At 68.1% G+C, this 16858-nt stretch carries 16 protein-coding genes and 1 pseudogene; 6 read left to right on the forward strand and 11 right to left on the reverse strand.

From position 1 onward, the window contains the following. Positions 1 to 18 precede the first annotated feature (18 nt). Entirely contained in the window at positions 19 to 1356 is a 1338-nt protein-coding gene (locus LBW94_RS32070; protein WP_225059359.1) for a helix-turn-helix domain-containing protein, read from the reverse strand. Positions 1357 to 2196: 840 nt separating this feature from the next. Here LBW94_RS32070 and LBW94_RS32075 point away from each other — a divergent pair. The 3 genes from LBW94_RS32075 (at position 2197) to LBW94_RS32085 (ending at position 4102) form a co-directional block, all read left to right on the forward strand. Then, entirely contained in the window at positions 2197 to 2853 is a 657-nt protein-coding gene (locus tag LBW94_RS32075) for a histidine phosphatase family protein (RefSeq protein WP_225059360.1), read from the forward strand. Between the two features lie 322 nt (positions 2854 to 3175). Continuing rightward, complete coding sequence (locus tag LBW94_RS32080) at positions 3176 to 3781, forward strand: hypothetical protein (protein ID WP_225059361.1); 606 nt, start codon at positions 3176 to 3178, stop codon at positions 3779 to 3781. A 6-nt stretch (positions 3782 to 3787) separates the two neighbouring features. Then, positions 3788 to 4102, forward strand: coding sequence for a hypothetical protein (locus LBW94_RS32085; protein WP_225059362.1), 315 nt, complete (start codon positions 3788 to 3790; stop codon positions 4100 to 4102). A gap of 102 nt (positions 4103 to 4204) precedes the next feature. Here the strand turns inward: LBW94_RS32085 and LBW94_RS32090 are convergent, their stop codons facing one another. From LBW94_RS32090 to LBW94_RS32100, 3 genes and pseudogenes are all read right to left on the reverse strand, one after another. Then, positions 4205 to 5212 (reverse strand): IS3 family transposase, encoded by a 1008-nt coding sequence (locus LBW94_RS32090; RefSeq protein WP_225062797.1) that lies wholly within the window; start codon positions 5210 to 5212, stop codon positions 4205 to 4207. A 29-nt stretch (positions 5213 to 5241) separates the two neighbouring features. Further along, positions 5242 to 5703, reverse strand: coding sequence for a hypothetical protein (locus LBW94_RS32095; RefSeq protein ID WP_225062796.1), 462 nt, complete (start codon positions 5701 to 5703; stop codon positions 5242 to 5244). A gap of 826 nt (positions 5704 to 6529) precedes the next feature. Beyond that, positions 6530 to 6682, reverse strand: a pseudogene (locus LBW94_RS32100) (transcriptional regulator); the annotation flags it as partial. A 131-nt stretch (positions 6683 to 6813) separates the two neighbouring features. Between LBW94_RS32100 and LBW94_RS32105 the strand changes: the two are divergent. Together LBW94_RS32105 and LBW94_RS32110 are read left to right on the forward strand one after the other, a co-directional pair. Then, on the forward strand, positions 6814 to 7857 hold the full coding sequence (locus tag LBW94_RS32105; protein WP_225062054.1) for an aldo/keto reductase: 1044 nt from the start codon (positions 6814 to 6816) through the stop codon (positions 7855 to 7857). Positions 7858 to 7878: 21 nt separating this feature from the next. Further along, positions 7879 to 8190, forward strand: coding sequence for a putative quinol monooxygenase (locus LBW94_RS32110; protein WP_225062053.1), 312 nt, complete (start codon positions 7879 to 7881; stop codon positions 8188 to 8190). Here the strand turns inward: LBW94_RS32110 and LBW94_RS32115 are convergent. The 6 genes from LBW94_RS32115 to LBW94_RS32140 all read right to left on the reverse strand — a co-directional run bounded on the left by LBW94_RS32115 (position 8169) and on the right by LBW94_RS32140 (position 14452). Next, positions 8169 to 8858, reverse strand: a complete 690-nt coding sequence (locus tag LBW94_RS32115; RefSeq protein WP_225062052.1) for a DUF899 domain-containing protein — start codon at positions 8856 to 8858, stop codon at positions 8169 to 8171. The two genes, LBW94_RS32110 and LBW94_RS32115, sit on opposite strands and share 22 nt — an antisense overlap. A 78-nt stretch (positions 8859 to 8936) precedes the next feature. After that, positions 8937 to 11171, reverse strand: a complete 2235-nt coding sequence (locus LBW94_RS32120; RefSeq protein WP_225062051.1) for an MFS transporter — start codon at positions 11169 to 11171, stop codon at positions 8937 to 8939. A 90-nt stretch (positions 11172 to 11261) separates the two neighbouring features. Then, positions 11262 to 11801 carry a MarR family winged helix-turn-helix transcriptional regulator gene (locus LBW94_RS32125; RefSeq protein WP_225062050.1) on the reverse strand — a complete coding sequence of 180 codons (540 nt, stop codon included), beginning with the start codon at positions 11799 to 11801 and terminating at the stop codon, positions 11262 to 11264. Next, positions 11798 to 13420, reverse strand: coding sequence for an FUSC family protein (locus LBW94_RS32130; RefSeq protein WP_225062049.1), 1623 nt, complete (start codon positions 13418 to 13420; stop codon positions 11798 to 11800). The genes LBW94_RS32125 and LBW94_RS32130 overlap by 4 nt, the downstream gene beginning before the upstream one ends. Before the next feature lie 73 nt (positions 13421 to 13493). Continuing rightward, positions 13494 to 13922, reverse strand: a complete 429-nt coding sequence (locus LBW94_RS32135) for a nuclear transport factor 2 family protein (RefSeq protein WP_225062048.1) — start codon at positions 13920 to 13922, stop codon at positions 13494 to 13496. Positions 13923 to 14017: 95 nt separating this feature from the next. Next, the gene (locus LBW94_RS32140) at positions 14018 to 14452 is read right to left on the reverse strand and encodes an SRPBCC family protein (RefSeq protein WP_225062047.1); all 435 of its coding nucleotides are present in this window, start codon (positions 14450 to 14452) and stop codon (positions 14018 to 14020) included. Between the two features lie 243 nt (positions 14453 to 14695). Here LBW94_RS32140 and LBW94_RS32145 point away from each other — a divergent pair, with 243 nt between their 5' ends. After that, positions 14696 to 15907, forward strand: a complete 1212-nt coding sequence (locus LBW94_RS32145) for a hypothetical protein (protein ID WP_225062046.1) — start codon at positions 14696 to 14698, stop codon at positions 15905 to 15907. 72 nt (positions 15908 to 15979) lie between these two features. Here LBW94_RS32145 and LBW94_RS32150 read toward each other — a convergent pair whose 3' ends face one another. Beyond that, the gene (locus LBW94_RS32150) at positions 15980 to 16786 is read right to left on the reverse strand and encodes a serine hydrolase (protein ID WP_225062045.1); all 807 of its coding nucleotides are present in this window, start codon (positions 16784 to 16786) and stop codon (positions 15980 to 15982) included. Positions 16787 to 16858: the final 72 nt, after the last annotated feature.

Consider the following 16858-nt stretch of genomic DNA (forward strand, 5'->3'; position numbering starts at 1 on the left):
ACAGGCAACCCGAGGCAATTACGAGGAGGCTACAGGTCCCACCCCGGTCAGCAATCCATCGAACTGTCGGCCGAACAGTTCAGCATCGCCACTGCGCACCGTATCCACGACTGTCCTCACCGGTTGCAGCTCGCTCACGAGACGATGCGACTTCACCGGTCCGCCGAGCAGGGCGAGAGCAGACAGTCCCTCGGCGACCGCAGCTCCGTGCTCGCCCAGCCGTGCCAGCGCCGCCGCGTAATAGGCCCGGTAAGAGGCTTCGTCACGCGGCTTGTTGTGAGCACCGACACTCGTTTGGTAGATCGCTACAGCCTTGTCGTGCTGACCGAGGTAGGTCCAGGCTTGCGCAGTGATCGACTGAATCTCGGCAGGAGTCACGAAGTGCAGCCAGATCGGATCGTCTGCGTCGTCCAAGCCGCGATCGACTTCCCGTAGAGCGCGGTTGATCGAGGACATCGTTTCGCGCCGATCCCCGACAGCGGCGTAGGCCACGGCTTGGCGAGCCGCGTGCAACGCGTGCAGACGCGTCGACGGGATCGTTCGAATAGCGTCCGAGATACGTAGGCTGAGCTGCAACCCTTCTCGCATGTTCCCGACACGCCACGCCTGATGGCGGAGATCATCCATCACATTCGACCACAGGTAGGAATCGCCACTGCGCTCGGCCAGTATCAGCGCCTCCGTGAAGCACTCACGTGCCGCCCGCTGGTCACCCGAATCGAATGCCAGCCAGCCGGCGCAGTCGACAAGGTTGCCGGTGGCTCGTGCCAGTTCGATCCCCGTGCCATGGTCGTAGGTAGCCCGCTCGAGCAGCTCGCGAGCAACAGCGCACTGTCGCAGCGCTGGCCCGGCCAGGCCGCCGGAACCGAACTGACCGTCATGTTCGAACAGACCGTCAGTGACCTGATTCAAGTAGGTGACGTGGTCGTCACCCACCGTCATGCTCATTGCGGCCGAAGCCGTGACCGGCGAGGTTGTAGCGGCAGCTATCGCGGTACCGAACACGGCTAGTCCGAATTGCCTGCGATCCACGTCGTCGACTCCTTTGCCCTCACTACCTTCGATACTGCCGATCTCTGGTGTCTCGAGCAACAGGGGCAGTAGCGCGCGACGAGGAACACCCAAGATATCAGCGACTCTGGTTAACTCGCGGACATCGAATAGTGTCGAAACCTCCTCGCGTTCGACACGTCCAGCGTGGGAACGATCCCAGTGCAACAGAACACCGAAATCGGCTTGCGAGAGCCCGGAAGCACTCCGGATCAGGGCGAACGCTCGCCCCGGTCTCCGCGCCGCCAACAGCCCCCGAAACTTGGCTGTCTCCCACACAAAAACAGCATCATCAGCCACGGCCACCCGTCCGACCATAGACGTTATAGGTCAACAGTACAGGCACAACGAAGCTGCGAGCGACCGCAACGGCAGATACTGCGCAGCACTGCCGCGCAGTTGCCGACGTAGCCTTCCCGGACCCCAAACGGTGAGGATTCTAACGAGGCCGGGAACCGGGCCGGTTCGTACCGTCCGGTGGCCAGCCCCTCCGAACCGCACCGCAGGGAAGGCATTGCAATGAGACTGTTCTCATCACGGCCGAGAACCGGCAACGGCCGGAGTGTCGCCGAAATCCGCCAGCGGTTGCAGCGTGAAAGCAAGCAAAAGATCGCAACGGACATGTGGCCGCTCGGTTGGCCTCATGACGCACCCGACCAACCGCTCAGCGTGCACGAGTCCACGCTGACCGTGCAACGACATCGAGACTGTGATGTTCGCCGATGCCCACGCAAACGCGCCGCATGGCAAGTCCTCGAAGACTCGCGAAAAGAGCTGTACCGCAACAGCTACCGCGACCACAGCGCAAGCCGATGAACGCGAGCCAATCCGATATTCACAGCGCACCTAGTGCCGGAACGTTGACTGTCGCTGAGCAGCACGCCGTGATGAGCGATCCTCTGCACGCCGGTTGCACCTTCGATACGTGCGAGTTGTGGCGGTATTGCTGGCTGAATCTCCGAGCGCTCGGGCATTCACACCCGCAGGAGTCACCCGAGCGCTGTCCGCAATGTCGCGCCGACGCTCGCCCATAAGCTCCCCGGTCAGCGTAAGGATTCAGGGCCGCTGACCGGGGATCGGGTAGCCCCCGGATCTGACAGTGCTCGGGGCGGGGGCTGCCCCTTTTCATCTTTCCAGGAGACGATCGTGATCGATTACCACGCGCCGACGCGGCTGATATTGATCCGCCACGGCGAAGCACACGCCAACATCGACAACATCGCCGCCGGTAGCCGCACCTGCCGAGGACTGACCGACACCGGCCGCAACCAGGCCGAGAAACTCGCCAAACATCTTGCCAGCCAACAGGACTACGAGATCGACGCCGTCTACAGCAGCACCGCCGCCCGCGCACGACAGACCGGGGAAATCCTCGCCGCCGCACTCGACCGCCCGTTGCTGCCCGCACTGTCGGCACCGGACTACGGCAAAGGCGACGGCCGCCCGTGGCCGGAGATCATCGCCGGATTCGGCGACGCTCCCGCCCTGCACCCGGACCGGCCGTTAGCGCCGGGTGCCGAATCCTGGACGACCTACCAGCGGCGCACCGGTCAAGACCTGGCCGACCTCATGGGCCGCTACCCCGGCCGCACCGTCGCCGTGGTCGCCCACCACGAAACCATCATCGCCGCCTCGATGAACTTCCTCGCCCTGATGCCCTGGGCACGCGCGGATGTCTCCTTCGCCGCCGACTACACCGGCGTCACCGTCTGGCAATACGGGCCACTGCGCCACACCAGCCCCCACGGCGGATACAACCGATGGAAACTGGTGCGCCACAACGACACTCGACATCTCGACTGACCTCCCACACTTCCCGGTCCGCCCCCTCACAGCACACCAGCACGGGCCGGGAACCCGGAGGAGAGCCAGCGTTTCCAGACCCGGCCACGCGAACCGGACGCAGACCCGGTCCGCACCGGAAACCCTTCTCCCTCCGGAAACCCCCTGTCGCACAGTCCGTTTCCTGCGCGCCACGGGGATCGAAGCCTCGGCGGTACCCGGCCCAACAGGTGCCGCCCTTCACCCAGCCGGGTACCGCCGAGGTGATCCACCAACCCACCGCGCCGACACTCACCCTCGGCACCGCCGAACCGCTCGCCACGCTGGAAGGACTCGCCCGCGTATGACCGGCCCCACCCATGTTTCCGCTGTCCCCGACACAGCCCGGATGTTCATCGGTACCACCATTCACGGGGAAACCTCCCCGACCCCACTGCACGCCGTCCCCGCCGACACCTATCGGCCCTGTGACCACCCCGCCTGCCACACTCCTCACGGCCGCGACGAGGACTTCCACACCGTCACCGTCCACACCCTCACCGAACCGGCACTCCCCTGGTGGACCACCGTGGAAATCCACCTCTGCGAGACCGGACACGGCGAACTCGTCGCCCGCCCCACCGCCGCAACCCTCCGGCCCCTCACACCGAGCACGACTCATGCAGGCATCGGGCTTCGGGCATTCGAGGTCGTCAGCGCCGACGGCCAGCACCGCAGCGTCCTGGGCACCGTCGCGACCGGCAACGGCTACGAATGCCAGAACTGCCGCCGCCCGTGGGCAATGACCTGGTACGAACTCCCAAACGACGCACGCGCCGCCATCCCCGAATGGTTCACCAACTGGCTGTCACTGGAAATCCACTGGTGCGACGGATGCGGACACGGCCAGATCAGACACCACAGCTACACCTGCCTAGCCGAACCAGCCCCGCCGGCGGTCGACCGGTAGACGCCGATGACCACCGCATCCACTGTCGCTGCCCTACACGACAACCACATGCCCTACCTGCACCGCCGAGCCGCCGCCCTGATACTGCAACTGGCCGAACACCCCCACGAGGACGGCTGGGCACTACTGCGCGAGGAACCCGCCGCCGTGGTCCACATGGCCGCCATAGCCTTGCAGGCCACCGCCGCCGAACTCGCCCAGCAGCAGAACACCAGCATCCTCGCCATCCTCGAACGCAGCGGCATCCGCACCTGCGCCACCAACGCATGCGGCCACCGACTCCCCACCGTCGACACAGGTGCGATCACCGGCCACCTGTAGAACGTCCCGCACCGGAGCACTTCCGGGATGGTCACTGTCGTGCGGCAGCGTGCGAGCGATACACGACCGGTGATCACGGAAGCTGTCAATCCGGATGAGACATCAGGCTGCGTAGGGGGTTTGTGGCGGGTGGTCGGTTCGGAGGGTGGCTGGCGGTTCGTTGATCCAGACCCGGATCGGCAGCCTGGGTGGTAGCGGTCGGCGGCCGTGGAAGCGTTCGGGGTGAGCCGTGAATGCCTGGTCCAGGGTCTGGGCTCGGCGTTGCTGGATCCCGGCGGCGGTGCCGTCGTGTACCGATGCTGCTGTGTGCCATGCGATCCCGGAATGGCGGTGCTCGTAATTGTAGTACCGGAAGAACGCCGCGCAGAATTGGCGTGCGTCTTCCAGCGAACCGAACGCGCCGGGAAATGCTGGGCAGTACTTCAAGGTTTTGAAGTTCGCTTCAGAGAAGGGGTTATCGTTCGACACGTGTGGCCGGGAATGGGACTGGTCGACCCCGAGCCGTGCATACAAGCCGGCGACGGTGTTCGATGTCATCGACGTGCCGCGGTCGGCGTGGACAGCGCCGGGTATGACGCCGTTATTTGCTTCGATGGCGTGGAGGATGAATTCTTTGGCGAGTTCACCGGTTTCGGTGGGCCAGATCTCCCAATGGATCACCTTGCGGGAGAAGATGTCGAGGATGACATACAGTTGATAATAGATTCCGCGGGCGGGGCCTTTCAATTTCGTGATGTCCCACGACCACACCTGGTTCGGTGCGTCGGCCATCAGTTCGGGTTTCTTGCGCGGCGGGTGGATGGCTTGGGCGCGGCGTTCGCCGGTCTGGCCGCGCTCACGCAGTAGTCGGTACATGGTGGCCACACTGGCCAGGTAGACGCCCTCGTCGAGGAGCACCGCCCACACCTGCGCGGGTGCTTTGTCCGCGAACCGCGGCGAGTCCAGCACCGCCAGAATCCGGTCGCGCTCGGCGTCGCTGAGCTGCGCCGGATGCCGACCCGGCCGCCGTTGCCGGCGCGGGTGCGGTATCGGATTACGGCGCCGATACTCGGTGGCACGAGACCTTCCCAACAGCGAACAGGTCGCCGAAACACCCAGTAGCTGTTCCAATCCCGGCGTCTGCTGGGTGAGGATGGCGTCTACTTGCCGTCGGAATCCGCGCTCTCGGAGATCTGTTCCAAGAGCGCGAAGGCTTTTCCCGCCAGATCCAGGGCAGCCTTGGTCTTACCCAGTTGTGACTCGAGTTTCTCGTTCTTCGCCGCCAGCTGCGTGGAATCGGATTTCAATTTCCGGTTCTCCGCCCGCAGCCGTTCCAACTCCTCGGTCACCGGATCCTTCGCCGGTTTCCCGGTCGTCGCGGACAGAGTTCCCTTCGACTGTTGTTTACGCCAATGCTCGATATGGGAATGGTAGAGACGCTCCGACCGCAACAAGGCGCCGCGTTCCGGGCCGCCTTCTGGCAGGGCGTCGTATTCGGCGAGGATCCGCGCCTTGTACGCGGCGGTGAACGTGCGCCGCGCCGGCCGCCCCGTCTTCTTGCCCACCGGCCCATTCTGCCCCGCCGCCGTCGCGGCGGCCTGGTCGGCCAAGGTCATCGTCACTGCTCGATCGTTCCTGTCTCGCCCTGGTCTACCTCAAAGGAGTACAGCGTCCCCCTGTCTCATCCCAGACTGACAGACAGGGTCAGGGCCACCAGCGACGGTGCGGGCAACCGCAGAACCTCCGGATGCCGAACAATCCCCTCGAGGCGTCCGGGGGTTCTCGCCATGTGCTCTACGCCAACGGTGGATAACGAACCAGAGCTACCGCGACACACCACGTGCCCAACCCCCGTAGCTCCCGCACAATCACCCACCAGCGGCATCACGTCCAACGGCAAACATCACGCGAGCAATCCGCTGTCTTGCAACCACCCACCGAAAATCCCGCCTACCAAGCCTTTTGGGCCGGGGCCCGTTCCCGCAGAGGCCGAAATTCTACTCATGCGCCGACGCGACACCTCAAGGGCGCTACTTCGTAGCGTCGCTACGCGATTACGCAAGCGCAACCCTTGACCTGCCACGCCGTCACACAGGTCCGGCCTGTATCGCGGAAACGGGGACACACCGACCCCGCCCCGCCCCGCCCCAGAGGCGACATCAAGACCTCGGCACCTGCATCCTCTGCCACGCCGACACGGACGGACTCCCAGGCTGGTGCTGCTGCTTCACCGACGCCAACCACACGCCGCCAGCCACAACGCGGCCTAGCATCAGGCCGAGCCCAGCCCCCAATCTGCAAGCCGCCACCCGAGCCCTACTCCCCGCCGCCCACGAACACACCCAACCCAACCAGAGTCGCCGCACCTACCTGCGTAAACTCACGCCCGCGCACCCCCCACCGCTGCATACCGGACCAAGCAGGCAATTAAGGAATGCGTAACCGAGATGTCACCCCGGCCAGCAGTGCCAGCTCCTCGCGGCGCAGGCCCGGGACGCGGCGGCGGGTGCCGTGTTCGATCAGCCCCACCTCGTCGGGGCGCAGGCGGGCGCGGCGGGAACGGAGGAATTCGCTCAGTTCGGCTCGCCGGTCCAGGGTCATGGCTTCCAGTATCGCGGAATCGGGTGGGTGCAGGGTGGGCACGGTGTGCCCAGGCTCGGGAGGCACTGGCCGAGGCGCCGGCGCTCGGCGACTGTGGGTGGGGCAGTAGCCGATTCGAGCAGGAGATGGTTGTGAGCACTACTCGTTCCCTCGGGGTCACCGGAATGGACCTCGCCGCACTGGGTTTCGGCACCTGGGTGCTGGCCGGGGCCGGCTGGCAGTATTCGTGGGGGGCCACCGACGACGATGATTCGGTCGCGGCGATCCGGCATGCGGTGGATCGCGGGCTGAACTGGATCGACACCGCGCCGGCCTACGGATTGGGGCACGCCGAATCGCTGGTGGGACGGGCGCTTTCGGAGCTGCCGGAGGGGGAGCGGCCCTATGTGTTCACCAAGACCGGGTTGATCTGGGAGGACGGCGACGATCCGGCCGGGGCGCCACGGCGGATCATGCGGCCCGACGCCGTCCGGCGGGAACTGGAGCAGTCGTTGCGGCGGTTGCGGATCGAGCAGGTCGATCTGTATCAGGTGCACTGGCCCGATACCGGGGCCGCTTTCGACTATGGGTCCGATGGTCCGGTGACGGCAGCGGCCACGCCGCTGGAGGAGTACTGGCAGGTGATGGCCGATCTGCGCAAGGAGGGCAAGGTACGGGCCATCGGGCTGTCCAATCACGATGTGGGGCAACTGGACCGGGCCGAGGTGGTGGCGCACGTGGATGCGATCCAGCCGCCGTTCTCCGCGATCAATCGTTCGGCGGCGGCGGAAATCGCCTGGGCGGCGGCGCATTCGACCGGGGTGATCGTGTACTCACCGTTGCAGTCGGGGCTGCTGACCGGGGCCCACCGTGCCGATCGGGTGCTCGGGGCCGACGACTGGCGTTCCGGGAGCCCGGATTTCACCACCGGGCTGGCCGCGAATCTGGCGCTGGTGGAGGCGTTGCGGCCGATCGCGCGGCGGTACGAGGTCGGTGTGGCCGAGGTGGCGCTGGCCTGGGTGACCGCCTGGCCCGGGGTCACCGGTGCGATCGTCGGGGCCCGCACTCCGGCCCAGATCGACGGCTGGGCGGGGGCCGGTGCATTGCGCCTGGACAGTGACGATCTCGCCACGATCGCGGCGGCGATCACCGCGACCGGTGCGGGCGTGGGACCGGCCGCACCCGAATCGGTCTGAGCCCGAGGACGTCCCGGGCCGATGACGGTGTTCGTCGTCGCCGAATTCCGTGCCGCGCCCGGCCGGGAGGATCGGCTGCGCACCGCGCTCGAGGCGATGATCGAGCCGGCGCTGTCGGAGCCGGGCTGCCTGGCGTATCAGCCGTTCGTCGATCCGAACGATCCGGCGCATCTGGTCGCGATCGGGCAGTGGACGGGTACGGCGGCGTGGGACGCGCACCTCGATTCGGCGCACGGCCGGTACCTGGCCGGGGTGCTCACCGGGATTCTCGCGGAACCGGCCGTCGTCCACCGGGCGACGGCCGGGCCGGGTCAGGCCTCGGACTCGCCGTAGGCGGCGGCGATGTCCTTCGCACTGCCCCAGCGGCTGTAGGTGGGTGACTGCGGCCAGCCCTCGGGCGAGTCCTGCCACTCCTCCTGGCGGCCGTACGGGAGCAGGTCGATCAGGGCGAAGGTGTGTGAGAGCTGTTCGGTGCCACGGCCGTTGGTGTGCCAGGTGCGGTAGACGGTGTCGCCGTCGCGCAGGAACACGTTCACGCCGAAGCCGCCACCGGGCGGCGCGTCGACATCGGCGCCGAACGAACTGTTCGCCGTCGAGTACCACGGCATCCGGTTGCCGACCCGCCGCCGATAGGCCAGCGCCTCGTCGATCGGCCCCTGGGTGACGATGACGAAGCGGGCGTCGTAGTTGCCGAGGAATTCCAGCCGGGTGAACTGCGAGGTGAATCCGGTGCACCCGGGGCACTGCCACTCCTCGCCCGGAAACCACATGTGGTTGTAGACGATCAGCTGCGATGCGCCCTCGAAGATGTCCGCCAACCGCACCGGACCGTCCTCACCCTCCAACAGGTACTCGGGCAGTTCGACCATCGGCAGCCGCCGGCGTGCGCCGGCGATCGCATCGAGTTCGCGGGTCGCCGCCTTCTCCCGGACCCGCAACGCCTCCAGTTCCTTACGCCAGGCGGCGGCATCGACGACGGGTGGCAGCGCGTTCGTGCTCATCGGAATCCTTACCGGTCACGGTCTCAACCTCGGTCGGTGGTAGGACCGGTCCCGGACAGCGGATTCATCGGTCTGCCCTCAGTGCACCCGGGCGGGTTCCTCGTAGCCGAGTTGGACATCGTGGATGTTCTCGTTGCCGTTCACGTGGACGCTGGTGGTCACGGTGGGGTAGCCGCGGGTGACGACGACGTAGTCGCCGGCGGGGAGGTGGGGGACCTGGTAGCGGCCGTCGTCGTCGGTGCGGGCAGTGGCCACGCGGTTGCCGGTGGTGTCGAGGATGGTGACCTGGGCGTCGGGGACCGTGCGGCCTTCGGCGCGGACCACGCCGCCCAGGACCGCCAGGGGTTCCAGGTCGATGTCGTGGTGCAGCAGGCCGCTTTCCGGGACGGTCACGGTGGTCGCGGCGGGGCGAAGGCGTTCGGCGGTGACCACGATGGTGTGGGCGCCGGAGGGGACGCTGCGGCAGGTGAAGCTGCCGTCGGGGGCGGTGGTGGCGGTGCCGACGACGTCGCCGTGTGGATTCGTCAGGGTGACGGTCGCGGCCGGGACCGGGTCGCCGGTGTCGACGCGGTGGACGGTGCCGGTCAGTTCGCCCGCGTCGGGGAGGGTCAGGTCGATCGGGTGCGGACGGCCGCCGAGGGCGATCGCCGTCGCGACCGGCTGGTGGCCGTGGGCGGCGGCGATCAGGACGTAGTCGCCGGGGGCGGGGGCCTCGATGCGGTAGCGGCCGTCGTGGCCGGTCGTGGAGCGCGCGATCTGGTGTCCGCGCGGATCTATCAGGGTCAGCACGACGCCGGTGACGGGGGCGCCGCCGTCGTGGCGGATGTGACCGTGCAGGGCGGGGCCGTGCAGCGCGGCGGGGGCGTGCAGACCGGCCTGGAGGGGTTCCGGCGCGACGGTGTCGACGATCTCGGACTGCGGTTCCAGGGCGGGGACCGACGGAATGGCGAACGCGGCGATCGTGGCCAGCGCGGCGACGCCGCCCAGGAACCAGAAGACGTTGGCGTAGCCGGATTCGGCGGGCAGGCCGTGCGCGGTGTGGGTGCCGGAGGTCAGGATGACCGACGAGATCGCGCTGCCGATCGCGCCGCCGACCGTGCGGACGTTGGCGTTCATCCCGGTGGCGGCGCCGGTCTGGGCGGGCGGCACGGCGGCCACGATGATGGCCGGCATCGACGAGAACGACAGGCCGATACCCACCCCGAGCAGCGCGGCGGCCAGGTAGATCTGCCAGCCCTGCGAGTGGCCGACGGCCAGCAGCGCGAAGGCCGGGACGGTGAGGAGACTGCCCACCAGCACGATCAGCTTCGGGCCGACGCGGGCGGCCAGCGGGCCGAGGGTCAGGCCGATGAGGAACATGGCCACCGACAGCGGCAGCATGTACACCCCGGATTTGGTGATGCTGGCGCTGAGGCCGTAGCCGGCGACGGACTTCTGGGTCTGCAACAGCTGCGGCAGGAAGGTCATCATCGCGTACATGCCGACGCCGGTGAGCACGGCGACCACATTGGTCGTCCACACCGCCGGGATCCGCATCGTGCGCATATCGATCAGCGGGGTGGTCGAGCGCAGTTCGACGACGATCCAGCCGATCACGGTGATCACCGCCAGCGCGAACAGGCCGAGGGTCGTCGGTGAGGTCCAGCCCCACTTCGGCCCCTCGCTGACCGCCAGCAGCAGGCCGACCAGCCACGCCGACAGTAGTAGCGCCGCGAACCAGTTGATCCGGCCCGGACTGCGTACCGGTGATTCGGGGACGAACAGCACCGCGGCGACGGTCGCCAGCGCGGTCATGATCATCGGGATCCAGAACAGCCAGTGGTAGTTCAGGTGATCGATGATCGGCCCGGCCAGCACCAGGCCGATCCCGGAACCGACCGCGAGCAGCGAGGAGGCGATGCCGACCGCACCGTGCAGTTTCGCGGCGGGGAACTCGTCGCGGATGATGCCGAACGCCAGCGGGATCACGCCGCCGCCGAGGCCCTGGATCACCCGCGCCACGATCATCACGCTCACCGATTCGGTCAGCGCGGCGACCAGCGATCCGAGGGTGAGCGCGACCAGCGTGAAGACGAGCATCCGCTCCTTGCCGACCTTGTCGCCGATCCGGCCGAGGATCGGGGTGGCGACCGAGGCGGACAGCAGATACGCCGTCATCAGCCAGGTCGCGGTGGCCTGCGTGGTGTGCAGAGCGGGGATGAGCAGCGAGAAGACCGGCACCACCATCGACTGCAACAAGGCATACGCGGTGACACCGACCAGCAGGACCGCGAAAACGACGTTGTAGTGCGGGCGGGTTTTGACGAGCGCCATCGAACGGTTCCCTCCCACGAAAATATCCGTCCGCTTGACGGTAGCAGAAACGGAGGCTCCCTCCGAATCGGACGTCCAGGTCGACCGGGCTCAGCGCCCGCCCAGGCGGCCCTCCAGCACCAGCAGAAATTCGCTGAGAATGCGTGCCAAATCGGCCCGTTCGGCCTCCGGAAGGCCGGTGATCAGCCCTTTCTCATACGAGAGCTGCTGCGGGATGAGGTGGTCGGCGAGGTCGCGACCGGAGTCGGTGAGTGTGAGATGCGCAACGCGGCGATCGCGGGCGTCGGAGCGACGGGTGACGAGGCCGCGCTGTTCCAGCGCCCGCACCCGCTTGGTGACGGCGGCCGGGGAGGCATAGGTCTCGCGGGCGAGCTGACTGGGCGTACGGCCCGCCTCGCCCGCGGGGACCCCCGCCGGCTCCAGGGCATCGGCGCGGCGCAGCGCGCACAGGATCTCGAACTCGGTCCGGCTCAGACCCGCACGGCCCAGCGGCATCTCGGTGACCTCGTGCAGCAGGGTGGCGCAGCGGCTGATCCGGCCGATCACCGCGACCGGCTCGAAATCCATTCCGGGATAGGTGATCTCCCATTGCTGTAGGGCTCCGGCGACCACGTCGCGCGATTCGCTCATCGGGATGCTCCGGTGGTGAGTTCGGCCAGCAGCCGGTGGCCCCGGCGTTCGGCGCTGACGATACGCTCGTCCGGCAGCGCGGTGCTCCACCATTCCCCGGCGGCGGTATCGGCGGATTCGCGCAGGTCGACCAGGGCGGCGGCGAGCCGGTTGCGGTTGTCCGCGGCGGCGATGGCCGCCTCCACCCGGCCCAGCGCGGCGTCCGCGTGTTCGGTGACCCGGCGGTTGGGGATCGCGAAGCAGGCCAGCAGCCCCAGCACGGCGCCGACGCAGGTGTCCAGCCAGCGGTTCAGCACCAGTTCGGTGGTGGTCTGATGGTTCGCGAACTCCGTCATCAGCAGGGCCATCGGGGTCACGAAGGTGGAACCCAGCCAGTAGTTGCGCGACATGGTCGCCTCGGCGCCGACCTGACAGGCCAGCACCGCGACGATCATCGCGACCGGATGATGGGTGATCGGCGCCAGCGCCGTGTACGCCAGCACCCCGGCCAGGTTCCCGACCGCGCGCTGCACGGCACGATGCCAGCTCAGCGCGGTGTTGGCGACGAACACGGTGGCGGCGGTGACCACGGCCCAGTACGGCCGGTGCACGCCCAGCGCCATGGACACCCAGCCCGCGGCGGCGCACCCGACGGCCACCCGCAGCCCGATCGGGAAGTAGGCCGAGCCGGGGCCGAAGGCCCGGACCATTGCCGCGACGCCGCCGCGGCCCGGCGCCCGCTCGGTGCTCATACCGCGCAGTTCCGCGGCCTCGGCCGGTGCCGGTGACACCGTGGGGACCTCGCGGCCACGCCGCAGCTGCCGCGCCCACGCGGTGAGCTGTGCCGGGTCACCCGCGGCGGGGTCGGCGGCGATCGACTCGGCGCGGCTCAGCAGCCGGGCGGTCGGCGCGGGATCGGCGTGGGTCTGGCGCAGGGCCTGCCAGGCCGCCTGCACGGCGACCGCGGTGAGGTGCCGGGCCCGGACGGCCGCCGGATCGTCGGCGGGCAGGTCCGCCTGCCGGGCCACCGCGAGCAGGGCGCGCGCGACGGCGAGCCGTTCGGGGCCGCCGGGCCGGACCAGCGCGGGCGCCAGGCAGATCAGCCACGCGAACACCCCGGTCAGCAGGACCAGTGCCAGATGGCCGGGCAACTGCCCCGGCTGCTGGGGTGTGAACGTCGCGGTCGCGGTGATGAAGGTGAAGATGATGTTGCCGGGCGGGCCGAGGCGCGCGGCGTCGCACCCGACCTTGTAGGCCGCGGCGAGGACGGCGACGACCGCGACCCGGATCGCCGCGGCATCGGTGTACGCCGCGGTGGTCAGCGAGATCGCGGTGCCCGCCCACATACTCACCACCACCCAGGCCAGGGCCCGCGCGCGGGCCGCATAGGGCATGCCGTGCGCGTACAGGGCGCACAGGCCGCCCGCGGTGGTGTAGAGCGCCAGCGTCAGGTGGCCGGTGACCAGCAGCACCACATCCGGCACCCCGATCGCGACGACCCCGCTGATCGCGGGTTTGTACCAGATGTCGGCCGCCGGGCGTAGCCGCAGCATGCCCCGCACCGGCAGTACGCGGCGCAGGCCGGGACGGCGGACGGCGCGGTGCCGGCCGGGCCGGCGGGTGGGGGTGGAGGGGGGCACCCGAGAAGCTTAACGGATATTTTACTCGGAAAATAGTTGAGCCGCGCCACAGCGGCTGCGGTATTCGGGCCGGTCAGGGGACCAGCAGCTGATAACTCATCTCCTGATGCCGGCGCCGCAGCCGCCACCGGTCGTCGATGCGCGCCAACTCGTCGACATACCAGAGTCCGTTGAGCAGAACCCGCTGCCCGCCCTGCCCGTCGGACATCACCATCGGGTTGTGACACATCGAGCGGGCGGTGGCGGTGTCGCCGTCGACGGTGATCATCGCGTTCCCGACGAAGTGCTGATAGGCCAGGAAATTCGGCAGCACCTCGGCGAGGAATTTCTTCGCCGCCGCGAGATCGCCCGCGGCGCCGCCGGTTGCGGTGTAGTCGATGTACGCGTCCGCGGTGAAGAGGTCGTCCAGCAGATCCCACTGCCGGGAGTCGACCGCGTGCGCGTACCGGGCCATCAGGTCCGTGATCTCGAGCCGATCCGAAATCTCCTGCTGGGACAACATATCCGCCTCCGTGCGTGCGTGGGTGCGGATCCCATGCCAGCAGAGTCGCCGCGCGTTCCGGGCGGAATCGGCCGAACCGGTTGCGGCGCGGCCGGTTACGCGGCGTATAGGGTGACGAACCGGTGCAGGGACCGGTCGATGTCGCCCTTCAGCGCCTGGGCGACGACGGCGCCGATCGGACCGAACAACGGCCGCCCGCCGAGGTCGATGCGGACGGTGACCTCCGAACCGGTTCCGCGCGCGGCGATGTCGAGACTCAGGCCGAGTTTGGTGCCGCCCTTGCCCGCGCCCTCGAGGGCGAGCCGGCGCGGGGCGTCGGCGGTGCGGACCGTCCAGCGCACCTTGTTGCGCAGGCCCTTCACGGTAGCGATACCGACCAGTTGGGTTCCGGCGGTGAGCTGTTCGGGCACCTCGCCGCGCCACGCCTCGTGCATGACGAGCCAGCGGTCCAGTTCGCGGAGATCGGCGGCATGCGCCCAGGCCTGATCCGGCGGCAACGGCACGTCGACCGACACTGTCAGTTTCGCCACCCGAGCATGCTAACCGGTATCGTACCGCCGGGCACCTACTGGCCGGTTCGACCGGTTAGGCGCAGGTCTCGAAGGTGGCGGGAATGGACAACTCTGGGCGTGTCGCACGCGCCACGCCGAGAGAAGGTGGAATCTCGGCTAATCCAGAGTTTCGCTCGCGGCGGGATTCGACTAAAAATAGTCCGTGCCGTTACCACCCGTGATGACTTGGCTGACATCGAATCTCACCAGCCTGGAGGCTAGATGACCATCGAGCACCCCGTCGGGGACGAGGTTACGCATCTGGCGCGGCGGGTCGAGAAGGCCCGCGGGCGGCTCGCGTACCAGTTCGACCCCGCTCTCACCGAGGCCCTGTCCGAGGACGAACTGTCCGCCGAACGCCAACTCGCGGAGAAGATCCGCGTGGAGGAGCGCGAACAGCGCTGGCGGCATGTGCAGGCGCTGTCGGAGGCGTCGAACCACGCACGGAAGACGTCCCAGGAGATCGCCAAGGCCGATATGCGCGATCTCCTGATCGCGCGCAAGGCCATCGCCGCACAGCGGCGGGAATCCAGCCCACACGCGAAACTGGCCTCGCTGTACCGGCATCGGTCGATGTCGCTGCGCGCGCTCGCCGGCGTGGTGGCGGCCGGCATGCTGTGGTCGGCGGTGAACGTGCAGCACAACATCGCGCCCGGCGGGCCCAGCGATCCGCTGTACTGGTTCAGCTACCTGCTCGAGGCGATGATCAGCGTCTGCCTCGTGATCATCATGGTCGGCACCAACAAGGTCGCCGAGTGGGGCATCATCGACAGCCGCAGGCAGGTGGCCTTCGCCGAAGGTGCGCTGCTGGCGCTCACCGTCGGCCTCAACACCTATCCGTACATGAAGCACGGCGACTGGTACGACGTGTCCGTGCACGCGGTGGCCCCGGTGATGATCGGTGTGGCCCTGCTGATCCACCACGCCGCCAGCTCGCGGTACGGCCTCGCCATCGCGCGCGCGACCGAGCAGGTTCGCGACATGCCGGATCCGGCCGACCAGATCCGCCGCTCGATGCCGACCTTCGTGAGCTTCCTGCGGCCCAACGGCGGTTCGGACCCTGCTGCCCAGGAGCGTCCATTAGCGGCGCTACCAGCTGAGGCGACGCCCGCCGAACCCGCCGCCAAGGTGCGCAGCACCCGCAACGACAGCGCGCGGAACTCGGCCCTGCTCGACATGGACGACGAGCCCAACACGGACTCGATCTTCGCCGTCGCGCCGGCGCGCGACACCTCCGGCAAGACCAACGGCAACGGCAACGGCAAGTCCAACGGCGCCAGGCCGAGCAAGCCCGTCGACGACGGCAACCCGTCGACCGACTCGTTCAACATCTACGACACCGGGCAGTTCCGGATCGCGGATTCACTCGAACAGGAACTGGCGGAGCTGCGGGCCGAGCGCCGCAAGGCACGCAAGAACCGCGACGACGACTGAGCGCAAGCGGCACACAACGAGATCCGGCCCGGACCGCAGTGGTCCGGGCCGGATCTCGTCGTTTCCGGTTCCTCAGCGATCCAATCCGAGTACGGTGCGCAGTACCGAGACTCCGGAGGTCAGCGCCGCACCACCGGCGTTCCAGCCGATATCGGCCGGCTGTGAGGTCAGCACCACCACGATGTAGCGCAACGGCTCACCCGGCCGGGCCGCGATCAATCCGGTCGAGTTGAGCGTGGTGGACGAATTCAGCGCCATCCAGCCCGGTTTCACCGCCCAGGCCACGCCGGGCAGCGCGGCCGGGATGCCGAAGAACTGATCGGTGCCGTCGGCGGAGATCTCGTTCACGTGCTCGAGCGCGTCCATGATCACCTGGCGCTCCGCCTCCGGGGCGGTGCTGTCGATGTAGCGGTAGATCGCCACGACATCCCTGGGCGTGGTGCGGGTCTCGCCCCACTGGCCGGGATCGTCGGGCGGCACGGTGCCGGGCAGGCCGATCTGCTGCGCCATCCTGGTGACGATGTCGACCCCGCCGTCGGCGACCCACAGCTCGTCGGCGATGCCGTCGTCGCTGGCGGTCAGCATGTCCCGGACCTGCTGGGTGACTTCGGGATCCGCCTGCGGACTCGCAGGATCGTGACGCTCCATCGCGTCCAGCGCGATCAGCAGCTTCACCACGGAGGCGGTGTAGAACTGCTGATCCGGGTCCAGGCTTGCCAATTCGGCACCGGTGCTGGTGTCGACGACCTCGATGCCGACCTGGCTGCCCGGCGCGGCCAGGTCGATCGCGGATTGCATCTGACCGGCGACCGCAGTCGCCGAGTCGATCAGCAGCCCGGGCGAGGATGTCGTGACCGGAACCACGGTGGGAGGCGCCATGGTCGGCATGAGACCCACGGGATGCGCATCCGCAACCTGAGTCGTCGCCAGAGCCGAAACCCCCACCACCGC

Source organism: Nocardia sp. alder85J (genome assembly GCF_020176955.2).
In the GTDB taxonomy this organism is placed as follows: Bacteria; Actinomycetota; Actinomycetes; order Mycobacteriales; family Mycobacteriaceae; genus Nocardia.